This window comes from Pseudoalteromonas sp. D15MCD-2, from assembly GCF_038562745.1.
Classification (GTDB): Bacteria; Pseudomonadota; Gammaproteobacteria; order Enterobacterales; family Alteromonadaceae; genus Pseudoalteromonas.
The window spans coordinates 2,317,538-2,344,122 of the sequence record NZ_JBCFQE010000001.1 but is presented as its reverse complement, the minus strand read 5'-3'; the positions used below and the strand labels follow the sequence as shown (position 1 = coordinate 2,344,122).

Sequence of the window (26,585 nt, the reverse complement as noted above, 5' to 3'; positions counted from 1 at the left end):
TAACAAAGCTGTTTACGATTAAAGTGTTAAAGCAAAGTTAATAGATGAAATAGGCCCAAAAATAGTAAGGTTTTTTGGGCCTTAAAGAGGGGTTAGATATCTTTTGGCTTTTCGATGTAATAGCCTTGCACACCATCTAAGCACAGCGTTTCGATGATATGTTTTTCTTCTTGGCTTTCTACGCCTTCAGCAAATACACTCACACCAATACGGTGAGCAAGATCTACCATTAAGCGCATAAAGTATTGATTGTTTTTATCTTCTTCGAGGCCGCGAGTATAGCTTGCATCCATTTTGATAAAGTCAGGTTTTAAGTCTCTAAAGAATTTAAATGAGGTTAACCCCACACCAAAGCGTTCTACAGTAATACGTGCGCCCACACGATGTACCATATCGATAAAGCGTTTACTTGCTTTAATGTTTTGTTGTAATCCAAACTCACTGACTTCAAAAATAAGTTTTGATGCAATGTTACTGTCTTTCAGTAAGCGGCGTTCTAACCAGATCACAAACTGATCATTGTGAGCGCTTGATGCAGTAACATTAATACCAAAGAATTTTTCAGAGAAATTACGGGTTTTAACTTTTTCTAAAGTGGTATCGATAATTAAGCGGTCAATTTCCATTGCCATTTCTAGCTTTTCTGCCATAGCAAGGAAAGAGGCTGTTGGCAGCATTTGATTTTCTGCGGTTTTAAAACGAACTTGAATCTCTGCATAGGCTTTAACACTTTTACCTATTGGCATAATGTTCTGCATAACCAAGTGAACACGTTTCGACTCAATCACTTCGCTAATAACTTTACGCCAGTTTTGGTTACCAAAACCTGCGCTGGCGTTATTAACTAAGTCTGTTTCGCGCTGCACATGCCATGCATTCGCTTGTTTTGATTGCGCCATGCTCATTGCATTATCAACAATCGATAATAACTCACCAAGCGGCTTACCTTTTTCGTAGCCAACAATACCTGTGTTAGCAACTGAGCTTAATTCTTGGTTTTGCTGATACTGAGTAAAACGCGATTGTAAGTTATCGCCAAAGCGTTCAGCTTCTTTAAGAGGGGTATTAGGTAATACCACTGCAAAGTCAGAGCTGTTTAAACGAAAAACCTGACTGCCTGTATAGGTGCCGCTAATATGTTTAATAATATCAGCCACACCTTTTACGTATTCATCACCTTTTTGGTAACCACGGGTTTGGTTGATGGTTTGCAATTCGCTACAACGAACCATAGCAAGCGAACCAAACGTGCTCTTTTCTACGTTCTCAATATTCTTTTCGTAGTACTCAACAAACATATTTCGATTGCCAAGGTTTGTAACTACATCTTTATACGCTTCTTTTTTAATATTTAGCGCATTATTTTGAATGTCATCATGCTTGGTCTGTAAGAAATGCGATAGGCGATTGAACGATGGAATTAAATCTTTGCTTAACTTCTTTAAGCGGGTGGTATCCATCGCTTGCTCGAGGTCACCGTTAACCTGATTTTGGTTGATATAAATATCAACGATATCTGAAATGGTCGTACTAATTTTACGATTTAGGCGGCGGAACATGCTCTTCATATAAATAATAGGAAGTAGGGCAATAAGGCCTGAAATCAAAACTACAATAAATAAAGACTGTTGTAATAGGCTAGCCAGGTTGTGTGCATTAATCGTAAACTCTACTTTAATGTCAGATGTTTGATTAACGGCGAACTGAGGGCGAATGGAATTAAAACTGTTATTAACTATTTCAGCAAACAAGGGTAGGGATTGGCTAGATTCTACCATGCTAACCACTTGACCTGATTGATCACGGATCACAAGTTTAGAAAAAGTGCTACCATCGGCAAATGCTTTTTGTATTTTCTCTGGTGCAAGTTGCTCAATGGTTTGTGTATTTATATATGCGTTTACTACACGCTGTGCTTTTTGCTGTGCATCACTGACTGCGCTATCAAAGCTAAGCGCAATAAAGTAACCACCTAATAATGCAAACAGCAACCAAGATATAAGTTGTATAAAAATAAGTTTTTTAAAGCCAGCCATGTTCTTATCTTTTAAAAGCCTAAAGGAAGGAATCAATTCCTTGATTGATTGCTTTAAGTATAGTCGTTGTATTCTAAAGCATAATATAGAATAAACTTAAATTAGGTTAGATTATAAGTGCTTTAAAGTCTAATACAATCGACGAATAATAGTAGATAAAATTTTAATAGATTCGCGGAGTTGGCTCCCCCTCCCCGACTCGAACGGGGGACCTGCGGATTAACAGTCCGTCGCTCTAACCAACTGAGCTAAGGGGGAACTAAATAGAGTAGTGTGGTGCTATGATTTGGCTCCCCCTCCCCGACTCGAACGGGGGACCTGCGGATTAACAGTCCGTCGCTCTAACCAACTGAGCTAAGGGGGAACAATCATATTCATAAACTTGGCTCCCCCTCCCCGACTCGAACGGGGGACCTGCGGATTAACAGTCCGTCGCTCTAACCAACTGAGCTAAGGGGGAATCGTTTATGATTGAAAAACTTGGCTCCCCCTCCCCGACTCGAACGGGGGACCTGCGGATTAACAGTCCGTCGCTCTAACCAACTGAGCTAAGGGGGAAGCGTCATGCCTTTCAACGGGGCGAAATATTAATGACAGCATTGCAAAGTGTCAACATAAAAACTTCATAAATTCAAAAAAGAAGCTTATTCGATGTTTTTATGTTCGATCTGAGCAAAATGTAGCTGAAAAGCTCAACATTTTTTGCTTAGCAGCGGAGGATCTATGTCGAATGCATCACTTTTTTGCATGCTTTTTGAGCTGAGTCATTTTTTAAAAATATAAAAAAGGTTTCTTTGCTAAGTCATTCTTTACCAAATCGAGGAAATCACTATTTATGTAATGTTTTTTTCGGATGGCAAAAAATAGATCTAATTCTTTTCGTGGCAGTTCCCACTCCTGATATTTTTTCGTGTATTTCCTTAATGAGGTAAAGGTAGGCTTCCCCGATTTTTGCTAGAAAATTCTAAAATTAGTTGGCTTCAATTATACACAAAGTAATTTTAGTTCTTTTTATCAGATATTTAGCTTGTAATCTTTCCTTGTATTTTAATTGTCATACTTAAGTTCACGTAGCTGTAGAACATTTTTTACGCCTTCTTTTCACTAAACTTATAAAACCGTTAAAACAAGATGCTTTGCTATTTATAGTATTATGCGTTTCAGGCTAGCCTTAAAAGCCTTTATATTTGCGGCTTCTAGCGAGTTATCCACGGTTTCTGTGGATAACTCTGTTTATTAAACTTTAAGAACAGCTATAGTGCTAGGATTTTCGAGGGCTACAGCAATTTCAAGTATTTAATTAACTTTTTTTAATTCATTTTAAATCAATGTGTTAGTGTTTTTATCTGAAGCCTTGCTGAATTGATGAGTAAATTTATTCGTGACGATGAAATGGCGCTATTTATTGTGTAAAAAAACAGCGAATACTGCCTTTTAATTGTAACAAAGCTATTAAACTTGTTTTTATATTGTTTTTTATGAGGGTTAGTGGTTATTTTTATGTCAAAGCGTCAAAAGTAATAGTTTTGTGTATGAATTTTGATTCTGTTAATAAAGCATAGCTTGCAAGAGAAGGATGCTTTAAACTTACAGGTTCAGAAAAAGAGGCAAAGTATTCCCATGAGCGTGAAACCGCAGAGCAAAACTAAACCTGATCTTTTAAACTCACCCATTCTGCCAACCTTGAAAAAAATGACCATCCCAATGATCTTTGGCATGATCACCCTAATGATGTTTAATTTGGTTGATACCTTCTTCATTAGTTTGTTAGGTACAGAGCCTCTCGCCGCTGTTAGTTTTACCTTTCCTGTTACTTTTACTGTTATTAGCCTTGCAATTGGTTTAGGGATAGGTACCTCTGCGGTTATCGCTAAAGCACTTGGTAGTGATAAGTTAGATGAAGCACGTTTTGATGCCAGCATGTCGTTGTTGGTATCGGTGGTGATGGTGTTTAGCTTATCTGTAGTAGGTTATTTATTAATAGATCCGATCTTTAAGTTATTGGGTGCTGGCGAATTAGTCTTACCGCTTATTCATGAGTATATGAGTGTGTGGTTCTTAGGCAGCGTATTTCTAATTACCCCTATGGTTGGCAACTCTGTGCTTAGAGCCAGTGGCGATACCAAAACACCGAGTATTGTTATGGGTGGAGCAGGGCTGATTAATGCCATCTTAGACCCTATACTTATTTTTGGCTTTGGACCCGTTCCGGCATTAGGTATTCAAGGCGCAGCTATTGCTAGTGTTATTGCATGGTCAGTTGCTGTCGTTATCATTTTATACATCCTTGCGGTAAAAAATGGTCTATTGAGTTTGCATGCTGGTGTACAAACGCCGCTTAGCTCGATTCGTAAAATTCTTAAAATTGGTTTACCTGCGGCTGGCGCAAATATGCTGACACCTATTGCCATGGCGGTCATGACAGCATTAGTGGCTAAACATGGTCCTGAAGCAGTTGCGGCGTTTGGTGTAGGCAGTCGCATTGAATCTATTGCAAGCCTTGTGGTGCTTGCTTTGTCGATGACCTTGCCGCCATTTGTGAGTCAAAACTTTGGGGCAGGTAAGTTTGAGCGTGTTAAAGAAGCCTACACAAAAACCTTGAAATTCGTGATGATTTGGCAGTTCGCTATTTATATTTTACTGCTGTTAACCTCTGGCTTTATCGCTGATGTATTTGGTAAAGAGCAAGCGGTAATGGATGTGATTAAGTTATTCATTTATATCTTGCCATTGAGTTATGGCCTGCAAGGGGTGATTATTTTATCTAACTCTTCATTTAATGCTCTGCATAAACCAATGAATGCACTGATTTTAAGTGTAGTACGCCTGTTTGTTTTTTATGTACCTTTTGCTTATATAGGCAGCGAAATTGCAGGCTTAACCGGTTTATTTATTGGTGCGGCGATTGGTAACTTATTTACTGCAACGGTTGCCTATAAATGGTTTATCAAAGAAGTTGATGGGTTAAGTGAGTCATATATGAAGGAGTGTCATTCATGAGCGACCATTTCCAACTAGTTTCTAAGTTTCAGCCAAGTGGTGACCAACCAACGGCAATAGCACAGTTAAAAGATGGCCTAGAGGCTGGGCTTGCGCATCAAACATTATTAGGGGCTACGGGAACGGGTAAAACCTTTACCATGGCCAATATTATTAATGATTTGAATCGTCCAACTATCATCATGGCACACAACAAAACGCTCGCGGCACAGCTTTATGGCGAAATGAAAGAGTTTTTTCCCCATAATGCGGTTGAGTATTTTGTATCTTATTACGATTATTACCAGCCAGAAGCCTACGTTGTTGCCAGCGATACCTTTATTGAAAAAGATGCGTCTATCAATGAGCACATTGAACAAATGCGTTTGAGTGCTACCAAAGCGCTGCTTGAACGACGCGATACCATTATTGTGGCTTCGGTGTCTGCTATTTATGGTTTGGGCGACCCAGACTCATATATGAAGATGATGCTTTTACTGAAAGTGGGTGAAACCGTCGATCAGCGCGATATGCTGCGCCGTCTGGCTGAGCTGCAATATACAAGAAACGATATTGAATTTAGCCGCGGTACTTACCGTGTACGTGGTGAAGTGGTCGATATATTTCCAGCTGAATCGGATACTTACGCTGTGCGTGTGGAGATGTTTGACGATGAAATTGAGCGCTTAAGTATTTTTGACCCGCTAACAGGGGCCGTTGAAAAGCACATTGTGCGCGCAACTATTTACCCGAAAACCCACTATGTAACACCCCGTGAAAAAATTCTTGATGCCATTGATAAAATTAAAGGTGAGCTTAAAGACCGCCGAGCTCAGCTACTTAGTGCCAACAAACTTGTGGAAGAGCAGCGTATTGCTCAGCGCACCCAGTACGATATTGAAATGATGACCGAGCTTGGTTATTGCTCAGGCATCGAAAACTACTCGCGATACTTATCAGGTAGAACACCGGGCGATCCACCGCCGACATTATTAGATTACTTACCTGATGATGCATTGATGATTATTGATGAATCACACGTTACTGTGTCGCAAATTGGTGCTATGTATAAAGGCGATAGAAGCCGTAAAGAAAATCTTGTTGAGTATGGCTTTCGCTTACCATCGGCATTAGATAACCGCCCATTACGTTTTGAAGAATTTGAAGCCATTGCGCCGCAAACTATTTATGTGTCGGCAACACCTGGTGACTTTGAGCTTGAGCGCTCATCAGGGGAGGTTGCTGAGCAGGTCATTCGTCCAACCGGGCTTATAGACCCTGAAATTGAAGTGCGCCCTGTGGGCACCCAGGTTGATGACTTACTCTCAGAAATCTATAAACGAGTTGAAGTGAACGAGCGAGTACTTGTCACTACTTTAACTAAGCGTATGGCAGAAGATTTAACCGACTATCTCAACGACCATGATGTAAAAGTTCGCTACTTGCACTCAGACATCGACACCGTTGAACGAGTCGAAATTATCCGTGATTTACGTGCCGGTGTGTTTGATGTGTTAGTGGGCATTAACTTATTGCGAGAAGGTCTCGACATGCCAGAGGTTTCACTTGTTGCGATACTTGATGCTGATAAAGAAGGCTTCTTACGTTCGACTCGCTCACTTATTCAAACCATTGGTCGTGCTGCGCGTCACTTAAATGGTAAAGCGATTCTTTATGGCGACCGCATAACTAACTCGATGCGACAAGCCATTGATGAAACAGACCGTCGCCGTGAAAAACAACAAGCTTATAACCTTGAGCATGGTATAGAGCCGCAAGCACTGGTTAAAAGTATCACCGATATTATGGATGTGGGTGAAGAGGCAAGTCCGAAAGATAACCTTAAGTTGGTGCGTAAAGAGTCTAAACAAGTGCTCAGCGCGAAAGATATTGCTAGCCAAATCAAAACCCTTGAAGCGAAAATGCATGCTTATGCTAGCGATCTTGAGTTTGAAAAAGCGGCGTCTGTGCGTGATGAAATTCACGAATTACAACAACAGTTAATTAACTAAAGATGATGACAAACGATTTTTCTGCCATTTTAAATGCCTTAGCAGAGGCTCCACTTGCTGCTAATGAATTATGTCGTGTATTCCATGGCCGTGGTCACTCAGTCGCTGAGCTGAGCCACATAAACTTAGACTTTTATCCGCCAGCACTCTTTTTAGTTTCATATCAAGAAATAGATGAACAAGTGCTTGCGCAATTAACTGATACCCTGTGGCAATGGGCGCAACAGAATGCGCCAGAGCTTGTAAGTGCATTGGTTTACCAACAACGTAGCGGCATTAACACTCGTAATGCCCTGATGTTTGGTGAATTACCCCAAGAGCACCATGTCAGTGAAAATGGTATTAAGTTTAAAGTCGATTTATTGAGTCGCCAAAATACTGGGATTTTCCCTGATATGCGCCGTGGCCGAGAGTTTGTTCAAGCCAATAGTAAAAATGCAAAAGTGCTCAACCTATTTTCATACACGTGTGGCTTCTCTGTTGCAGCAATGCAAGGCGGTGCTGACCAAGTTATTAATATGGATATGAATAAAGGGGTGCTGCGAACTGGTAAACAAAACCATCAGTTAAATGGTTTTGCTCAAGGGGTTAGTTATTTTCCGCACGATATTTTAAAATCATTCGGTAAACTAAAAAAATCAGCGCCGTATGAATTAATCATTGTTGATCCACCGAGCTTTCAAAAGGGCAGCTTTATATTGACCAAGGATTATCAAAAAATCTTGCGTCGTTTACCTGAGCTGTTAAATGAAAACACCCAATTATTACTGTGTGCCAATAGCCCTGAGCTTTCAGAGCAGGCGTTTAAAGATCTCATTAGCGATCATACACAAGGAGCAATTAGTTTTGTTGAGCGATTAGCTCCTACCGATGGTTTTATTGAAGTAGACAGTGATCGCAGCTTAAAAGCGTTAGTTTATAAAACAGCAAACTAATGGCACTGAGTAAACGACTATCAGCCATCATTGATGTGGTAGGTTCAGGTTATGACGAAATCTGGGATTGTTGCTGTGATCACGGTTTGTTAGGCATTGAGCTGCTACAGCAAGATAAAGCACCGCTTATACATTTTGTTGATATTGTGCCTGAGTTAATGCAGGCACTAGGTGATAAACTCGAACGTTTTGCTAAAAGAGAGCAACGCGGCCGTTGGCAGGTACATTGCCAAGATGTAGCAATGATTTCACCAGATCCTAAAAAACGCCATCTTGTTATTATTGCTGGAGTGGGTGGTGAGTTGTTAGTGCAGTTCTTAGCGAAGATTGTAAGCCAACAGCCAAATACGCACATCGACTTTATTGTTTGCCCAGTGCATCACAGTTATCAAGTTCGTAGCTATTTACAAACACTGCCATTGGGGCTCGTCTCTGAGCAGTTAGTGTGTGAAAACAAACGATTTTATGAAGTTATTGCCATGAGTGCGCCATCCTCGCAACAGATCACGCGAGTAGGGCACTCAATGTGGCAGCTAACAAGTAAAGAGCACCAAACGTATTTAAAGCAGTTATGTGCTCATTACCAACGTATGTTAAATCAAGACGCCGATTATTATCAGCCTGTGCTTGAACAATACAGTGCATTATTATCTTAATTAGAGTTAACTTAATTAAAGTTTATTAATCTCTTGTTTTACGCTGTAGCTAGAGTCAGTAACAATGGCTTCGAGAGTTTGTACTCGCTCTCTTAGCTCTTGCAGCTCTTTTGTTACTTCGGCTACATGTTCGTTGGCTTCTTTTGAATTTTTTAAAGTTCGTGATTTAAACTCAAGGTGTTTTTTATACATATCATAAATTACCCCAGAGCCAACTGATATCAGCACGATTAACACCACCATGGTAGTACCTGACATACACTTCTCCTTCCTTTTTTAGTATCTAACAGAATATAGATTGTATTTAAAAATGCAATTTGCATTCTGTTACAAGGTGTTTCGTTTTAGAAACGGCTTGATGCGAATAAAGCCTGTAACGAGCATGGTACCTGCGATAACACAGAGTGCGCCAACCAAGGTATTGGGACCAATTTGCTCATCTAAAATTAAATTTCCCCACACTATGCCAAAAAGTGGAATCAAAAAAGTAACAGTCAACGCAGAGGTTGGGCCAATGTCATCAATCAAGCGAAAGAACAAGATATATGCCACTGCAGTACATAGCACCCCGAGTGCCACCACACCAAGCATAACCTCGTTACTTGGCATTTCTCTGGCAGGAATAACAAAAATAAGCGGCAGCACCATGATACTTGCCGTCCACATACTGCCATGGGCATTATCAAAAGCAGATAACTTAGGTGCATGTTTAGTGTAATGGGATGCGATGGCGTAGCTGAGTGAAGCACACAGTGCCGCAACAATTGCCGTGATAGCTTGGCTGTCGATAGTCAGGCTATTTTGACCTACCAAAATGGCCACGCCCGTTAAACCCAACAGTAAGCCAAGCAACATACTTTTAGTGGGTTTTGTTTTACTCCAAATAATACCCACGATGGCACCCCAAATTGGCGTTGTTGAGTTTAATATGGATAAGGTAGATGCATTAATTGTTTGTGCTGCATAGGCAAACAATAAAAAAGGAATGGCGGAATTAAGCGCGCCAAGAATGAAAAAATGCTTTTTGTGGGTCGCGAACGCAAGTTTCTTGCGTAAGTACAGCGCAAAAATAAACAGTGTTATTGCTGCAAAGCCGACTCTTAACTCAATTAATACTGCAGGGCCTAAGCTATTCGCTGCCATGCGCATAAATAAGAAGGAAGCGCCCCAAATAGCAGCAAGGATGAATAAGCGTAATAAACTTGGCAATGACATGGTTTTACATTCTTAAATTATAAAACCTGAGCATACCAAATTTATGCCCCAATACTCGCCATTTTCGGACTATTAATCAGTTGATTGTGGGAGTTTTTTTTCAAAATCAGATTTTACGATCTCTAAAGCCGCTAATACATCTTCTGCGGGAACGTCGTTTTGCTCTAAGAGCATAATGAGATCAACAGCAATTTTTATATAGTTAGGTGCGCTTTCTAACTCACTGCTCATACTTTTAGTTCCTTTTTCTTAGCAACTTGGCTAATGGCAACATCGATAGCAGTTTGCACTTGTTGCTCCATTTTAATGCGCTCTGTTTGTGGTAAATAAAATTCCATATCGACATCGTAGCGGATGTAGCGGGCAGGCAGTTGGTTTAATACGGTGCAGCATAAATCTGCCATAATATCATCACTATAGGTTGATTCTAAGTTGCGCTTAGTGATGTCTTCGACAACTAATTTTTCATAGTAGTTGTGAATGTCGTCATGCATTTTCATACAAAATAAGCCTAATTAAACAGTCACTTTTAGTGTATACCAAGCTTTAAAATAAATCGACAGCTGCCCTAAAAAGCTGGCCATGTACATCAACCAAACGGCTTAAATTGCGTTGATAGCCACCGCCCATAGCTGCAAACACTGGGATATCAGCTTCCTTCGCTTGGCTTAATACAAAATGATCACGTTGATACACGCCTTCTAAACTCACTTGAAAGTGTCCTAATTCGTCATCTGTTGCGATGTCTGCGCCGGCGTTATACAAAATGATATCTGGCTGGTGGAGTCTAATGGTCAGAGCTAAAGCTTGTTTGACTGTCTCTAGGTATTCAGTATCTGAAGTGCCATGCTCTAAAGCAAAATCGTAGTTTGATTGCTGCTTAATGCGGGGGAAGTTTTGCTGACAATGAATTGAGCAGCTAATTATTTGAGGATGTAGTTGCGTAACTTCAGCTGTACCGTCGCCTTGGTGAACGTCACAGTCAAAGATTAATACGGAGTCGGCTTGCTCAGTATCAATCAAGTGTGCAGCAGCTATCGCTAAGTCATTAAAAATACAAAAGCCACTACCATAGCCCGTAAAAGCATGGTGATAACCACCACTTAGATTAAAAGCCGCACCGCGTTGCAAAGCAAACTCAGCGCCTTGAATACTCGCCCCAACAGAGTAAAGTGTTCGTTCAACCAATTCAGTGGACCAAGGAAAGCCCATTTTTTTAATGGCTTTGCTATCAAGACTGCCAGTTAAAAAAGCGTCGACATAGTCGGGGTTATGGCACAGAGTAAGCTGCGCTTTAGTGGCTTGTTGTGGGGTAATGAAATACTGTTCATCAATGAAGTTGCTGACAAGCTGTTTTAACAAGCGATATTTATCAATTGGAAAGCGGTGACGCTCAGGTAAAGCTAACGCTGAATAACTTGGATGGTAGTAAAACATTATCTCAGCTGCTGTTTCTCGACCTGTTGAATTTTGTCTTCAGTGGCAGAAATTGCCTTACGACAACGGCCAAGTCTTGCGTGTAATGCGAGTATTTCTTTGTTAATTTCGGCTGCTTGCTGTGTATTTGCAGCTTCAAGTTTTAGTTTTCGCTCTTCGATCATCAATACTAAGCGGCGTTCAAACTCATGGTTTTGCTTTAGTTCGTCATAAAGTTCATGGGATGACTGCATGATTTTTTTAACTGCTTGTTTATAAACCTGTGGTTTAGCTTTTGGCTTAAAACTGTACTTATTTTCTTTAGCCCATACCGGGGTTGATTTGATCACATTAAATACCGCCTCTACCTGAAGGGTAATGCGCTCAAGTGCATATTGGTAAGCATGGCGATGCTCAGCAGGCGGCAAGCTGTTAAGCTCATCTTCGATTTCGCTTACGTAGTCCGCTAGCTTCATACTTTTTGTGCTAAACACGGCTTTATCAAACAAACTTGGTTGGGCTTGCATATAGCGATTTTTAGCAAATAAATTACCCTTATCAAATTGTGTGGCTAATTGTTTGAGCCTTTCAATTTGTGAACGTAGTTTATCAAAAGCAGTCGATTGCATTTATAAATAAGCCTCATAGATTAACTTTAATGCTAACACTATAACCACAGTGTTAAACACTGGGCGGATCATTTTACTACCAAACTTTATTGCTGAATGTGCTCCTAACCATGCTCCAAGCATCAAGAAAAAGCCCATTGTAATACCAAGTAAAAAGTTCACATGGCCAAGAGCCACGAATGTGATCAAAGAAATAAAGTTTGAAACAAAGTTCATTGAGCGGGCAAGGCCACAGTTAAGCAACAAACTCATTTTATATAATAGGCTATTTGAGGCTGTCCAAAATGTGCCAGTGCCGGGGCCTGCTAAACCATCAAAAAAACCAAGCCCTAATCCTTGTAGCCATTGTTTAATTTTAGTTTTGCTATCAAGCTTTGGTAACTCGTTATGTTCAGTTGTACTCAAACTGCCAAATAAGCTGTAACAAGCGACTAAAATAATCACCACCGGTAGTAATTTATTTAAAAATTCAATACTTAAGTAATCAACCACTAAAGTGCCTACGAGTGCCCCAATAGCTGTCGCTAAAATAGATGCAGCCCAAAACCGTGGGTTGAACAACTTTTTACGAAAATAAGTCACGCTGGCCGTCAATGAGCCAAAACTCGCTGCAAGTTTATTGGTACCTAAGGTGAGATGGGGCGGTAAGCCTGCAGTTAATAGCGCTGGCACAGTTAACATCCCGCCACCGCCTGCAATTGCATCAATAAAGCCCGCTGCCAGTGCGACTGCGCATAATAGTGCCCAGGTTGCTGGGTCTAAAGCTAATTCAAACATTAATAATCAATTTGTCTTTTAAAAGGTGGCAAGGTATCGAGCATGGCTTTGCCATATCGCTTGGTCACTAAACGGCGATCAAGGATAGTAATGCGACCCTGATCATTTTCTTTGCGCAGCAGTCTACCACAGCTTTGTACTAATTTCTTTGCCGCATCAGGTACGGTTATCGAAAGAAACGGGTTGCCACCTTTACTTTGCACAAACTCAGCCTGCGCTTCTTCTATTGGTGAGGTAGGCACCGCAAATGGAATTTTTGTAATTACCAGGTTTTCTAAGTATTTACCTGGTAAATCAAGACCCTCAGATAAACTTTGAGTACCAAATAAATAGCTAGCACGGCCTAAATCTACATTGGCTTTATGCTTTTTAAGCAGCGCTTCACGAGACATTTCACCTTGCACTAAGACCTCAATTCCTTTGCTACGAAGCGCTTTAACAACATGATCCATCTGCCAATAAGAGGCAAATAACACTAAATTTGCTTTTTTATCATCAAGGAACTTAGGTAATTGCTCAGCCAAGTGGTCGCTAAACGCTTTATCGGTCGGCTCAATATGGCTGGCAGGGATATGTAGCGTCGCTTGTTCTGGGTAATCAAACGGAGAAGGGACTTTTATGTATTTTACGCCTTCTTCTTTGGCAAGACCGCATTCATAGGCAAAGTGATCAAATGAACCCAATGCAGTTAAGGTGGCTGAACAAAGTACGGCACCCGCACATTGATTCCATAATTTATCTTTTAGGTAATAGCCAACTTCAATAGGGCAATCACTGAGTAAATGGTCGTGATGGTTCTTATATTCCAAGCGTTTTATCCACCTGGCATGTGGAATACCTTCGCCTTTTGTGGCGTAGCTAAACCACAGCTTGTTTAATAACTCTAAGCGATTAATGTACTGACCACTTTCAGCCAAGATTGGATCGGCCACATAAGGTTTTATATCGCCATCACTTACGTCTTGCACTAGGGTATCGTGCATCTTGTTGAGTGCTCTTAGGGCATCAAGGGTGGCATCGCTAATATCTTTTGCTTTGGTATGTAAAGATGCTGGGATTTCACCGTGCTCAAAACGATAGGTGTCATCACTGTTATAGTTAAAGTCTGCGTTATCAAGAATATCACGCACCACTTTTAAGTTTTTACCAGCATCATTGATACTGTCACTGAGCTTAAAATTTTGCCCAATTGCTTTTTGACCTACGAGCACATTGGCCATTTTACCAGCAAATTTAACCAGCTTGTCGAGCCAGTCTATGGTGCCTTTAATGGTTGCTGCAGCAGAAGAAAAATCGCGGGTGATGTGCGCTAAATGGTGCGCTTCATCGATTACATAAATTGTATCGTCAGGCTCAGGTAGAATTTTACCGCCACCCAAATCAAGATCAGCCAGTAATAAAGAATGGTTGATCACTAGCACATCCATTTGCATAAGACGCTGACGTGCCATATGAAAAGGGCAGAGCTGATGAGCGCGCATTTGTCGTTGGCATGAATGCTTATCACAGGCAATTAAATTCCACACTTTATCAGGGATGGTATCAGCCCAGCTATCGCGGTCGCCTTGCCATTGCTTTTTTGAATAAGCATCATAAAGTTGCTTTAAGCATTTGGTTTCCATATCAGAAAGCGGCGATGACAGGGTCGGCATAAACTCCATTTGCGTTTGACTGTCGCCATTTACAGCAGCACTGAGTTTTTGTGCACAGATATAACGCTGCCGACCTTTCACTAAATCAAACTTGATGTCTAGGCCAGAGTGCTCTTTAAAAAAAGGCAGCTCCTTACTAATTAACTGCTCTTGTAGGGCAACGGTTGCCGTCGAAATCACTAATTTCTTTTTCTTGGCCATCGCTAAAGGCAATACCCCTAAACAATACGCCAGTGACTTACCGGTTCCGGTGCCTGCTTCAATAACACAAATTCGTTGGCTCTTGTGATACTCGCCAGCCAGGGTTTTTGCTATCTCGGCAACTAAGTAGTTTTGACTGCTTCTAGGGCGGTAATCGGTGAGGTTATCAGCAACATGCTTATGAATTTGCCGAATTGTTTTTTTTAAAGAGTCAGAAAGCATGCCCAGAAAACCTAAAGTATGTATATAATTACAGTAATGAATTTTAGAGATTTAACTGGGCAACTACAAGCGACTTGTTACTTTAATTAGTTAATCAACTTAGCTTTGTTTAACTAATATGCCTAAATTATAGTAAAAAGGTTTAATTACATGCAGTTAGCCTCCGGCTTTATTCTTTCCACGCAATGCTATGATAGCGCTAAGGGCATTTCGATTGTGGTGTGGATTTTATCTAAGCAAGGGCCTGTAAAACTAATAAGCACACCGCAAAAAGCAGTGTTCTTTATTAATGAATCTCAAATAGACGCTGCGAATAGAGTGTTTTCAGAGCATGGTATTTTTTGTGAAATTAAACCTGTGGCACTGAAGAGCTTTATGCAACAAGAAGTAGTTTCTTGTTACTTTTCATCATTAAAGCACTATTACAATGCAGCGAAACGACTCAAAGCGCAGCATATAAAAGTATATGAGGATGATATTCGCCCTGTTGATAGATTTTTAATGGAACGTTTCATTAAAGGGTCAGTTTGGGCTCAGGGAATACAAATAAAAAGCCATCCATATCCTGTTTTAACAGATACTAAGTTCAAAAAAAATAACGATTTTACGCCACATTTTTCAAGTTTGTCGCTCGATATAGAATGTAATGGTGAAGGAGTGCTATTTTCAATAGGTCTAGTAGGGGCACACATAGATACAGTGTTGATGGTAGGCCAGCCACAAGATACCAGTGAACTTGAATTTAACCTTCATTGGTGTGTGGATGAAATTGATTTACTCAATCAGCTTTGTTTACACATTGAAACTGTCGACCCTGATGTGATCATTGGTTGGAATGTGATTGAATTTGACTTTAGTGTTTTACATGCCCGCGCTGAAGCACTCGGTGTCGAATTACCGCTTGGCCGCAATAAAGAAAAAATGCAGCTGCGGCAAGGTAATTTTACCCGTATTACAATACCTGGCCGAGTAGTTGTAGATGGTATTGATACCCTAAAAAACGCCACCTATCACTACGATAGTTTTAGCCTTGATAATGTAGCGAGTATTGAACTTGGTGAAGAGAAGCTGATTAGCACAGATAATCGCTTAGAAGAAATTATTCGCCAGTTTAATGAAGACAAACTGTCTCTTGCTAATTACAACAGACAAGATTGCATGTTAGTGCTGCGAATTTTTGAGAAACTTAAGTTACTCGATTTTGCTGTTGTGAGAAGCCAACTCACCGGACTTGAATTAGAACGAATGGGTGGCTCAGTTGCCGCCTTCACTAACCTTTATCTGCCGCTACTACATAGAAGTGGCTATGTAGCCCCTAATTTAGGCGATCATGGCTTAAGTTTTGACAGCCCAGGTGGTTATGTCATGTCATCGCAGCCTGGCCTATATAAGAATATCTTGGTGCTTGACTACAAAAGCCTTTATCCATCAATAATGCGCACATTTTGTATAGACCCTCTGGGACTAATTGAAGGTTTAAAAAAGCCAGATGACGCAATCGAAGGTTTTAACCAAGCACAGTTTTCACGTACTGAGCACCATTTGCCTGAGCTTATTCGTGAACTTGCAGCAACAAGACAAATAGCCAAAGATAAAAACCAGCCTATGCTCTCGCAGGCAATTAAAATCATTATGAATAGTTTATACGGTGTACTTGGCTCTAAAGGTTGTCGTTTTTATGACCCGAGATTGTCGAGCTCAATTACTTTACGTGGCCATGAAATAATGCAAACAACTAAGCAATGGATAGAAGAGTGGGGCTATAACGTCATTTATGGTGATACAGATTCAACCTTTGTTAAGCTTGATGATGATCTAAATTCACTAAACTGTAATGAAATCGGTACGAAACTGGCAGATAAAATTAACAAACGCTGGCAGCAGGTTTTGCAGCAAGATTGTAAAATAGACAGTTTTTTAGAAATTGAGTACGAAACCCACTATAGCCCATTTTTTATGCCCACAATTAGAGGCAAAACAATGGGTTCAAAAAAGCGTTATGTAGGAAAAGTCGAAAATAATGGCGCTTCAAAATTAGTCTTCAAAGGTATGGAAACCGTAAGAAGTGATTGGACAGAACTTGCTCATGAATTTCAGACGGAATTATTTGAAATATTATTTTCTGAAAATTACAGACAAGAATTTATTTTTCAAGCCTTTGATAGGTATGTTAAAAAACTTTATGCAGGTGAATTCGATTCTAAGCTAACCTATCGCAAGCGACTGGGTCAGCATCTCACTGATTATCAAAAAAACATCCCTCCTCATGTAAAAGCAGCGAAACAGCATTTAGCTGACAATCCCCACCTAACGTTTCAACGTGGTCAAATAATTGAATATGTTTACACCGCTAACGGCGCTGAGTACTACACAGGTAAACATAAATATGATTATGGCATTTATGTTAATAAACAATTGTTGCCAATAGCTGAGATGATTGTTGTTGATTTGGGTACTAAAATTTCATCTCTAAGTGACCGTCAGATACAGCTTTTTTAGAAAAATTAACATTTTTTTGACTCTTTGTTGCGATGAATGATTGTTCAGCTCAGTTTAAACGCTTATTTGTGTGTTTTTTGTTCATAAAATAAGAAAAAGTAAACTTTTTGCTGCTTCATTAAAAAATTGTAAATAAAGGGCTGGATATTTTGTTTTATTTGTTTATTATTTGTTTGTCGCAGTCCTGATGCGATACAAATAATAAACAAGCTTATGCTAAATATAGCCACAATATAGTGGTCCAGGGAGAATCAAATGTTAAATAATAAAGTTTCAAAAGCAGTTCGCTTAGCGCTTGCTTTTGGTACAGCTTCAACAGCTGCGTTTTCTGTAAACTCTTATGCTGCCGAAGAAGAAGCAGTAGAAAAAGTTGAACGTATTGAAGTTACAGGTTCACGTATCAAACGTACTGATATTGAAACTGCAAGCCCAGTACAAGTTACAACAGCTGAAGAAATTGAAGTAGCTGGTTTCACTCGTGTTGAAGACATGATGAACAGCTTGCCTCAACTTGAAGCTTCAAGCACTGCATTCCAATCAAATGGTGCTTCTGGTACTGCTACTCTTGATTTACGTGGTATGGGTTCACAACGTACCCTAGTACTTATCAACGGTCGTCGTATGCAAGCAGGTGGTATCTACAGCCAATCTGCTGATATCAACCAAATTCCAGCTGCACTTATCAAACGCGTTGACGTTATGACAGGTGGTGGTTCATCAACTTACGGTGCTGACGCGGTAGCGGGTGTTGTAAACTTCGTGATGGACGATCAGTTCGAAGGTTTCGAAGTAAACCTTGGTTCAACAGCTTATCAACACGATAATGACAACGAGTACATCCAAGGTTTAATGGATGATAAAGGTTTCGAATACGAAAGTGGTAACACTGGTTTTGACGGTTCATCGTTTGATTTCTCTGCTACTTTAGGTGGTTCATTCGATAGCGGTAAAGGTCATGCTGTAGGTTACTTCACTTACAACAAACAAAATGAATTACGCCAAGGTTCACGTGATTACTCGTCATGTGCATTATCTTCTACTGGTACATCTTGTGGTGGTTCTGGTAACGCGGTAGTTCCTAACTTCTACATCGCTGGCGTAACAGACGACGGTGGTTTCGATTGGGATGATTACGATTACTGGACACTTGGTACAGATAGCAGCTTCATTCCTTCAAGCGGTAACTTATATAACTACGCACCAGTAAACCACTTCATGCGTCCGGATGAGCGTCACACGTTAGGTTTATTTGCTAACTATGAAGTTAATGATAACTTCCACCCATTCATTGAAGCTATGTTCATGCGTGACCGTACTTCTGCTCAAATCGCAGAATCAGGTACGTTCTTCAATGAAAACTATGTTATCGATTATGATAGCCCGCTTCTTACAGATGCACAGCGTCAAAACCTAACTGACCGTTTCGGTCTAACTTCTGGTGACCAATTTGCAACTTACATCGGTAAGCGTAACGTTGAAGGTGGTCCTCGTGTTAACCAACTTGAGCACAGCTCATTCCGCCTAGTATTAGGTAGTAAAGGTGAAGTCAGTGACCTTTGGTCATATGAAGCGTTCATGCAATATGGTTCAACTTCTTCATCTTCTGCATACGAAAATGACTTCTTCGGTCCACGTATCAGTACTGCGCTTTCTGCAAATGGTGAAGATTGTGCGGCAACTGACGGCTGTATTCCTTACGAAGTATTCACTTACCAAGGTGTTTCTGCTGAAGCAGCTGGCGCACTAACTGGTACTGCAATCCTTAACGGTGTTACAGAGCAATTCATCGTAAGTGGTTTCGTAACAGGTGAATTTGAGTTTGGTCTTCCTTCTTCAGATTACCCACTTGCTGCAGTATTTGGTGCTGAATACCGTGAAGAAACATTCGGCCGTACGGCGGATGAAGTTTACGCGCAAGGTCTATTACTTGGTCAAGGTGGTCCTACTAAGAGCCTTAACGGTGAGTACGATGTAACTGAATTCTTCGGTGAGTTAAGTGTTCCTATCGTTGAAGGTATCACAGGTGTTGAAAGTCTATTAATTGACTTAGGTTATCGTTGGTCTGATTACAGCACTTCAGGTTCAGAGCCTACTTATAAAGTAGCAATGAACTGGGACGTAACTGAGAACTGGAAAATCCGTTCAAGCTACAACCGTGCTGTTCGTTCTGCAAACAACGGTGAGCTATTCGCTCAACAAAGCCAAGGCTTATGGGGTGGTGTAGATCCATGTGCGACTGCAACTCCAGAGCTTAGTCAAGCAGCTTGTGCTAACACAGGTGTAACAGCGTCACAATACGGTAATGTTGGTAAGAGCCCTGCAGATCAGTACAACGGTTTCTTCGGTGGTAACCCAGAGCTTCGCCCTGAAATCGCAGATACAATCACTTTAGGTGTTGTTGGTAACCCATTTGAAGACTTTAACTTCTCAATCGATTACTGGGATATCGACCTTGAAGATGCAATCGGTGCAATTGACCCTGAGTTAATCGTTCGTCAGTGTGGTCTTACAGGCGATGCACAATTCTGTGACAAGATTGAACGTACACCTGGTAGCGGCAGCTTATGGGTTGGTTCTGGTCAAGTTGTAGCAACAAACACTAACTTAGGTAACATTCACTTTGAAGGTATCGACTTAAGTGCTAACTACGACATGGAAATTGGCGGTGGTACACTTTCTACAAGCCTAATCGGTACTTACATGATGACTAAAGAATATGAAGATATTCCAGGTGTAAGTGAACCGTATGACTGTGTTGATACACTAGACAATGGCTGTTTCCCACAACCAGAATGGCGTCATGTTCTAACTGCAAGCTATGACACTGGTAGCTGGTGGAAAGCAACTGCTAAATGGCGTTTCTTCAGTGGTGTTAACGACTACACTGGTGCTGATGAACTAGTTCAAGACGGTATCAGCTCACAAAGCTATCTTGACCTTAAAGGTTCATTCACTATCAATGACTACACTCGTGTACTTGTTGGTGTGAACAACGTATTAGATAGAGAGCCACCACTAGTTGGCGGTACATTATCTACAAATGGTAACGCAGTTGCTGGTTACTACGACACATTAGGTCGTTACTTCCACGCAAGCGTTTCATTAAAATTCTAATTTGAATTAATTAATGTATGATAAAGCGAGCTTCGGCTCGCTTTTTTTATGGGGAAGCATTTATTATGGGGAAACAATGACATCAGAACAACACGCGTTTACCCAAGCTGTTGCTTTACTTCAGCAAGGTAAAGTTAGCCAAGGGGTTGAGTTATTAAAACCGTTAACACATAACAATGAGTTTGCTGAAAAAGCGTTACAGATCCTTTTCAAAGTTGCTATGCAGCAACAAGATACTGAAACAGCCATTGCCTATTGCCAAAAACTGGTATCGATAGCTCCAAAAAAGTTTGATTATGTACTGACCTTAGTACAATTAAGTTTAAGTTGTGGTGAGTTCGAAATTGCGAAAAACGCGCTGTTACCTTTATACACAGCAAATCCGCAGCAAGCTGATATTTGCTTTCAGCTAGGAAAAATAGAAAGAAAGCTTGATAACCACGATTCAGCGATGCGTTTCTTTGAACAAGCTCTAACATTATCTGAGCAGTTTAAAGCACCCGCTTTAATAGATATTGCTTTAATGCATAATGAGCAGTTACATCAACCCGATGAAGCCGTACATTACTTACAACAAGCGATTGGTCATGATCAAAATAATCTTCAAGCTCACTTTTCATTGGCAAATATTTACGAACAGCTTGGTGATAAAGAGAAAGCGAAAAAAGGCTTTCAACAGGTTTTAAAAATAGATGCATTTAACGCGATGGCACAAGCAAGGCTGGCTGACATCGAGACATTTTCTGAACAAGATGCGACTAACTACGAACAAGCATGCCTAGCTATATTACAACGAGAGTCAGATGATATTGCCTGTGCTGATCTTTATTATGCACTTGGTAAAGTATTTAATGATTGTAAAAACTATCAGAAAGCTTGGTATTATTATGTAAAGGCTAATCAATACAATAAAAAGTATTTACCAGTTTATGATCGCCAGTCTATTGAAGCGGTAACCGACTACACCTTAGCGCGTAATATTGCTCTGCAAGAAGCGAATAGCTCAATAACACCCATTATAATTTGCGGTATGTTTCGTTCTGGCTCAACACTGATTGAACAAATTATCAGTTCTAACGAGCAAATAGCAGCAGGTGGTGAGATTGCCTATTTACATTCATCGTTATTCAATTTAATTAGTGATGAAATGGCGCTTGCAAATAAGGCTAAAGATCCTGAGTTTATAAATGGTTATAACGAGCAACTAACTCTTCGAGCCGAAGGTGCTATTTACGTTACAGATAAACGCCCAGAAAATTACCTTTACTTAGATATTATCAAGCAGCTCTATCCAAAAGCTAAGATTATCTGGACAGAGCGAGATATTAAAGACAATAGCTTGTCAGCTTTTTTCCAGCATTTGGGTCCAAGCTTAAACTATGCTGTATCCCTAGGTGATACTCTACACCACTATGAGCAGCAGCAACGTATTAAGTCACATTGGCAGTCGTGTTTCAGTAATGATATTTTTACCCTGAATTACGATCAGCTCGTTTGCTCACCCGAGCAGATTTTAGAACAGCTGTTTAGCTTTCTAGGGCTTGAATATACTGATGAAGCCCAGCGATTTCACAATAAATCTGGCACTGTAAGTACAGCGAGTGTATGGCAGGTTAGAAAGCCACTTTATAAGTCATCCTCAGGACGATTTGCAAATTACCTTGAACACATACAGGCCGATGAAAAATCCTACCAAGATGCCAAAGCGCTGTTAAATAAGTAATTGGTAATAAAAAAGACCATCATTTAGATGGTCTTTTTTATTATTTTAAGGGCATGATATCACATGGAATAGTTAGCCGAGGGCTAGTACTTTTTAGTTGGTATGTACCATGCCAAATATAGCTTGGAAATATAATAATTTGACCTTCCTCAGGGCATATTTCACGAGCTATAGACTCACGCTCACCTAAGTTAAGACTGGTTTCTCCTAGCTTAAGCCAGCCATTTTTAGTTTCATCATCTTTACTCATCTCATTAGGAATAGAAATATAGCTCGGCGCTGATAACCAACCTTGAGGGTGGATATGATTAGCATGAAAACCGCCTTCTTCTAGTTTCACCGACCAACTACCTCTGGCAACAAAGCGTTTATGATTACGCGCTAATAGAGGGTGGTTAGCATCCTCTGGTAGCTGCATCAGGTATTGATTAATGCATTCATTCATAGATGACTTAAATAAATCAATAAGTTGGTTTGAACGGTGTAACAAGTGACCTTGTGTTTGGCTGCCACTGCGCACACTTTGATCTAATGGTTGTAGTTTATTTGTGTGAAGGCTGATCATTAGCTCCTGCAACTGCTTATTAAAATCAGCAAAGGTCTTAAAACCAGGCGGAGCAGGCAGCTCCATCACTTTAACGAATTTGTCTAGGTCAGTTAACCAGTGATATTTATCATTATTTGATAGTCGCCAAGCAATACTTAAATATGCCCAAAGCTCTTGGTTGTGAGGGTTAAATTTTACTGCGGTTTCTAAATGAGAGATCGCTGAGCTGTAATCGCCTTGTTGTATGTAAAAGTTTGCTAAATCAATACAGTAACGAGCATTTTGTGGGGCTGCTTTAACGAGTTGCTGAAGGAGTGAAAATGCTTTTTCTTCGTCACCTGTTCTATCTAGAATTATACTGTGTGCATGATGTAAATCTAAATTTTGTGGATGGTTTCGTGTTGCATCACTGCTTACTAATAATGCTTCTTCCAGCTTATCTAGTTGCAGTAGTTGGCCAATTTGAGAGTGGATCAGAACAGGGTTTGCATCATAATTTTTGAAAGTTTGAGCATATGAACTCATTAATTGGCTCTGCGAGTGTTCCCAGTAGAGCTTGTTAAGGCTTTCATGCGCTGGTACATAGTTAGGAGCAAGTTCTAAGCATGCCTTAAGGTGAGCTTGTGCTTGTTCATATTGCTGTAAATCATAGTATGTACAACCAACTATGTATTGCAACTCGGGACTTGGTTGCTGTTTTAAAAGCATTTGCAAAAGCGCTAAGGCCTCGGCAAATTGACCTAAATTTCGATAATTACAAGCATGTTTATAAACGAAATGAAATTGCTCCTTTAATTGATCTGGCAATTTTGTTTGAAAATACTCTTCGATACGTTGTAAGTCACCAAAGCGCTCGAAAAGTTCTAAAGTGAGCCAATGGTAACGAACGAATGTGTTCTGCGAGGGTGATGTTTTGCTCAATAAATGTTCGGATTTTAATAATTCATCTTGATTAATTAGGCTTTCAATGTAATTAAGTCGTGGCTTTTCGAGTGATAAAGAAGCTGTGTTATATTCACAAAACTGAATACACTCTGCATACTTTTTTTGTTTACAAAGTAAATTGGTGTAGTTGTCTAAAAGGCCAACATGATTACTAAATTGGCTAAGGCCTTGTAAATAGCACTGCTCAGCTTCTATGGTTTTGTTTACAGCTGATAAACATAAGCTATTTAATGTATACCAATCAGCGGTTTTATTTGTATGTAAAGAAAGGAGTTGTAATGCCTGCACATATTGTTGTTGATTGAATGCGTGCAAAGCTCTTTGCAATGAATTATTCACTCGTACACCCTGTTTTTGCTTTATGTTAACAGGGCGTACAGTAAAGTAAAATATTACTCTTGATTTACATCAAGGTCTTTGATTTCTACAGTGCCTTTAATGCGTTCTCTTTGTTTATAAAGCTTACGAATTTTCTTCCAAACTTGTGGTGGGTATCGACCAAATTGAGCTAGCCGCTTCGTTAAGGGATCGGTGATATAGCTTCCGTCTGCTGCACGATATCCATATGTCATTCCCCCTATACCTTCTAGGGGAGCCCTGTTAATAGCAGAAGAGGCGCCATAGGCTCTATGCGTGCGATATAAATCCACGATATGCCAATCATCTATTGTAAGCTTAAACCCTTTAGATGACTCTACAGCATCTTTTAAAGAGCCATTAGTATAGTGTTCAATATGAGACTTTAAATCTTGCTCAAAGTCGTCAAACAAGGCTTCTGTTTGCTGGTAGTAGACGGATAGGTAAAGTCTATCTTTCCCTTTAATTTGCATACCTCGGTTAGAATTAACAAATTCCTCACCATTGTCTGCTAGTTGGTAATACACTTTGCTTCCTACATAGGCCTCTGGGCGAAGATTTGGGCTGCCGATATTCCCTTGATGAAAGCCGTACATTACAATCGGTTTACTTTTGCCAAACTTTTTAAAGACAATGTTGTGTTGTATGTCATTCAAAGACAGGCTATGTCCCATAACAGTAATAAATTCCTCATCAAGTAATGAATTATCACCAAATAATAAATCTTCAGTACTGAAGATAGGGTAGTGCTCAATGAGTTTCTCTAATAATGCTGTGGTATATAAATTTAGCCAGTAAGCAAGTTGCTCAGATAAAACGAGCTCATTAAGTGGGATTTGTTCAGGAACTTGTTCAAGGCTCAGACGTATTTTTTTAAAACCAGTTTTCAGGTCTGCCTTTACAACTTCTTCATAATAAAAACGATTTGCTTCTAAAGCTGTATCGTTATTTTTGTGTGCTCTCGTACGTGTGCCAATGCCTGATTGGCCTTTTCGAAAGCCTCGGTCTGAGCGGCCTAAGTCAATAACCGTGATTTTAAGTAACTGATCTAAATCACCATAAGATATTGTTAAATCACTATCTAAGCCGAAATCGGCAAATTCCTCAGGTAGAGTGTCTAGTTTTGCTGACGAGTGTGCAGTAAAGAAAATTGCGGTTATTAATAAGAGTGGTTTAAGCATAGCGAACTCCCTGTTCAGAAAAAGCCACCCGTCACATTCTTTTGACGAGCGGCCTTTTAATTTTAATTTTAATTGTTTGAATCAAGATCTTTAATCTCAACAGAGCCACTGTTGTCTTGGCGCTTTAAGTTAAGTTTTTTGATTTTCTCTAACATTTCAGGAGAAAAACGACCAAAATCCATGGTGCGCATCATAATTGAATCTGTAATATGACTCACATTAACCGCTCCAATACCCGAGCCACTACCTTCAGGACCGATTGGTACAGCTGAGTTGCTTACAACAGCATTAAGCATTGCTGCAGGGTTAGTTGATGTAGATCCGCCATAGTCACGGTCGGTACCATATAAATCAGTAATACTCCAATCTTCGATATCAACTTTGAAGCGTTTGGCGTATTTAACATCGCTTTTCATTTGACCTTCAGCGTAGTCTTCTAAGTGCTCACGTAAGTCACTTTCGAAATCTGAAAATAAAGACTCAGCTTGCTCATAATATTTAGATACATAAAGGCGATTTTTACGCTTAATTTGCATGCCTCTATTTGAGTTTACAAATTCCTCTCCATTTTCAACAAGTTGATGGTAAACTTTGCTACCTTTATACGCTTCATCTCGAAGGTTTGGGCTACCAATGTTACCTTGATAAAAGCCATACATAACTATCGGCTTTTTTTTACCAAATTTTTCAAAAACAATTTTATGTTGAATATCATTGAGTGAAAGTTTGTAACCGGCAACGGTTAAAAACTCATCTTCTAGAATCGAATCATCACCAAATAGAAGGTCTTCTGTATCGCGAATAGGGTAGTGCTCAATTAATTTTTCTACCATGGCTGTGTTATATAGGTTAAGCCAGTAAGCTAACTGCTCGTCTAGGCTTAAATCATTCAGCGACACTTCGCTAGGTACCTTCTCCAAGCTAACTCTAATTTTGTGAAAGCCATCCTTTATCTCTGATTTAGAAACACCTTCGAAGAAAAAGCGATTGGCCTCAAGCGCAGTGTCGTTGTTTTTGTGTGATTTCATGCGCGTGCCAATGGAGGATTGAGATTTACGAGAACTTCGGTCCGACTTTCCCATGTCAATTACTGTCATTTCAAGTAAGTTATCAAGGTCCTCATACGAAATTTTAATATCTCGATTAAGGCTAAAGTCTGAAAATTCTTCCGGTAGTTCATTTATTTTTGCATACGATGAAAGTGAGCAAAAAGTAAATGCAATTAGTAATAATTGTTTAAACATGATTTTTCCTTGTTGTTTTAACAATCTTACTATCAGTGATTGTTACAATTTTTTCAAGTTTATATGTACCGAATTTGTTCTGTCTTTACTTGTTTATCTTAAGAAAATATAAGGGGTTTAAATGTTTTTCTAAACTTTCCCTTAGTTGTTTCTAGTTAATAGAATGTTCATTCTATTAACTTTTGCATCATTAAGTCCATTTCTTCTACGTGTTAACCATTTTGACCATGATTGTTGTGGATTCA

19 protein-coding genes and 4 tRNA genes are annotated in these 26,585 nt (G+C 39.9%); 7 read left to right on the top strand and 16 right to left on the bottom strand.

From position 1 onward, the window contains the following. Nucleotides 1–92: 92 nt before the first annotated feature. From AADY36_RS10675 to AADY36_RS10655, 5 genes are all read right to left on the bottom strand, one after another. Nucleotides 93–2,036, bottom strand: coding sequence for an EAL domain-containing protein (locus AADY36_RS10675; RefSeq protein ID WP_054563644.1), 1,944 nt, complete (start codon nt 2,034–2,036; stop codon nt 93–95). Between the two features lie 181 nt (nt 2,037–2,217). Continuing rightward, nucleotides 2,218–2,294: transfer RNA gene (locus AADY36_RS10670), tRNA-Asn, on the bottom strand. A 29-nt stretch (nt 2,295–2,323) separates the two neighbouring features. Next, nucleotides 2,324–2,400 (bottom strand) — tRNA-Asn (locus tag AADY36_RS10665). 19 nt (nt 2,401–2,419) lie between these two features. Continuing rightward, nucleotides 2,420–2,496, bottom strand: a tRNA-Asn gene (locus AADY36_RS10660). 21 nt (nt 2,497–2,517) lie between these two features. After that, nucleotides 2,518–2,594: transfer RNA gene (locus AADY36_RS10655), tRNA-Asn, on the bottom strand. Nucleotides 2,595–3,656: 1,062 nt separating this feature from the next. Between AADY36_RS10655 and AADY36_RS10650 the strand changes: the two genes are divergently transcribed. The 4 genes from AADY36_RS10650 to AADY36_RS10635 are packed head-to-tail and all read left to right on the top strand — an operon-like array spanning nt 3,657 to nt 8,618. Further along, nucleotides 3,657–5,036 carry an MATE family efflux transporter gene (locus tag AADY36_RS10650; protein ID WP_054563645.1) on the top strand — a complete coding sequence of 460 codons (1,380 nt, stop codon included), beginning with the start codon at nt 3,657–3,659 and terminating at the stop codon, nt 5,034–5,036. Next, nucleotides 5,033–7,027 (top strand): excinuclease ABC subunit UvrB, encoded by a 1,995-nt coding sequence (uvrB, locus tag AADY36_RS10645; protein ID WP_054563646.1) that lies wholly within the window; start codon nt 5,033–5,035, stop codon nt 7,025–7,027. The genes AADY36_RS10650 and uvrB overlap by 4 nt, the downstream gene beginning before the upstream one ends. A 5-nt stretch (nt 7,028–7,032) precedes the next feature. Further along, nucleotides 7,033–7,962, top strand: coding sequence for a class I SAM-dependent methyltransferase (locus AADY36_RS10640; protein WP_055021489.1), 930 nt, complete (start codon nt 7,033–7,035; stop codon nt 7,960–7,962). Further along, a complete protein-coding gene (locus AADY36_RS10635; RefSeq protein ID WP_342408964.1) occupies nt 7,962–8,618 on the top strand; it encodes a tRNA (adenine(22)-N(1))-methyltransferase in 657 nt (218 codons plus the stop codon). Before AADY36_RS10640 ends, AADY36_RS10635 begins: the two co-directional genes overlap by 1 nt. A gap of 15 nt (nt 8,619–8,633) precedes the next feature. Here AADY36_RS10635 and AADY36_RS10630 read toward each other — a convergent pair whose 3' ends face one another. From AADY36_RS10630 to dinG, 8 genes are all read right to left on the bottom strand, one after another. Further along, nucleotides 8,634–8,876, bottom strand: a complete 243-nt coding sequence (locus AADY36_RS10630) for a hypothetical protein (protein ID WP_054563649.1) — start codon at nt 8,874–8,876, stop codon at nt 8,634–8,636. A gap of 69 nt (nt 8,877–8,945) precedes the next feature. Continuing rightward, a complete protein-coding gene (locus AADY36_RS10625) occupies nt 8,946–9,833 on the bottom strand; it encodes a DMT family transporter (RefSeq protein ID WP_342408963.1) in 888 nt (295 codons plus the stop codon). A gap of 72 nt (nt 9,834–9,905) precedes the next feature. Next, a complete protein-coding gene (locus AADY36_RS10620) occupies nt 9,906–10,064 on the bottom strand; it encodes a YbaM family protein (RefSeq protein ID WP_082401733.1) in 159 nt (52 codons plus the stop codon). Next, entirely contained in the window at nt 10,061–10,333 is a 273-nt protein-coding gene (locus AADY36_RS10615; protein WP_054563651.1) for a late competence development ComFB family protein, read from the bottom strand. The genes AADY36_RS10620 and AADY36_RS10615 overlap by 4 nt, the downstream gene beginning before the upstream one ends. 46 nt (nt 10,334–10,379) lie before the next feature. Further along, nucleotides 10,380–11,273, bottom strand: a complete 894-nt coding sequence (locus tag AADY36_RS10610; RefSeq protein ID WP_342409274.1) for a histone deacetylase family protein — start codon at nt 11,271–11,273, stop codon at nt 10,380–10,382. Further along, entirely contained in the window at nt 11,270–11,878 is a 609-nt protein-coding gene (locus AADY36_RS10605) for a primosomal replication protein (RefSeq protein ID WP_054563653.1), read from the bottom strand. The genes AADY36_RS10610 and AADY36_RS10605 overlap by 4 nt, the downstream gene beginning before the upstream one ends. Continuing rightward, complete coding sequence (locus AADY36_RS10600) at nt 11,879–12,655, bottom strand: TSUP family transporter (protein WP_055021493.1); 777 nt, start codon at nt 12,653–12,655, stop codon at nt 11,879–11,881. Continuing rightward, nucleotides 12,655–14,730 carry an ATP-dependent DNA helicase DinG gene (dinG, locus tag AADY36_RS10595; RefSeq protein WP_342408962.1) on the bottom strand — a complete coding sequence of 692 codons (2,076 nt, stop codon included), beginning with the start codon at nt 14,728–14,730 and terminating at the stop codon, nt 12,655–12,657. Before dinG ends, AADY36_RS10600 begins: the two co-directional genes overlap by 1 nt. A 150-nt stretch (nt 14,731–14,880) precedes the next feature. Between dinG and AADY36_RS10590 the strand changes: the two genes are divergently transcribed. From AADY36_RS10590 to AADY36_RS10580, 3 genes are all read left to right on the top strand, one after another. Then, complete coding sequence (locus AADY36_RS10590) at nt 14,881–17,229, top strand: DNA polymerase II (RefSeq protein ID WP_342408961.1); 2,349 nt, start codon at nt 14,881–14,883, stop codon at nt 17,227–17,229. Nucleotides 17,230–17,484: 255 nt separating this feature from the next. Further along, nucleotides 17,485–20,343: a TonB-dependent receptor domain-containing protein gene (locus AADY36_RS10585; RefSeq protein WP_055021496.1), complete on the top strand. Its 2,859-nt coding sequence runs from the start codon at nt 17,485–17,487 to the stop codon at nt 20,341–20,343. A 76-nt stretch (nt 20,344–20,419) separates the two neighbouring features. Further along, nucleotides 20,420–22,066, top strand: a complete 1,647-nt coding sequence (locus AADY36_RS10580) for a tetratricopeptide repeat-containing sulfotransferase family protein (protein WP_342408960.1) — start codon at nt 20,420–20,422, stop codon at nt 22,064–22,066. Between the two features lie 40 nt (nt 22,067–22,106). Here AADY36_RS10580 and AADY36_RS10575 read toward each other — a convergent pair whose 3' ends face one another. The 3 genes from AADY36_RS10575 to AADY36_RS10565 all read right to left on the bottom strand — a co-directional run bounded on the left by AADY36_RS10575 (nt 22,107) and on the right by AADY36_RS10565 (nt 26,340). Further along, on the bottom strand, nt 22,107–23,897 hold the full coding sequence (locus AADY36_RS10575; protein WP_342408959.1) for a 2OG-Fe(II) oxygenase family protein: 1,791 nt from the start codon (nt 23,895–23,897) through the stop codon (nt 22,107–22,109). 53 nt (nt 23,898–23,950) lie between these two features. Then, entirely contained in the window at nt 23,951–25,096 is a 1,146-nt protein-coding gene (locus AADY36_RS10570; protein ID WP_055021499.1) for a DUF547 domain-containing protein, read from the bottom strand. Between the two features lie 68 nt (nt 25,097–25,164). After that, nucleotides 25,165–26,340: a DUF547 domain-containing protein gene (locus AADY36_RS10565; protein WP_055021500.1), complete on the bottom strand. Its 1,176-nt coding sequence runs from the start codon at nt 26,338–26,340 to the stop codon at nt 25,165–25,167. Nucleotides 26,341–26,585 lie beyond the last annotated feature (245 nt).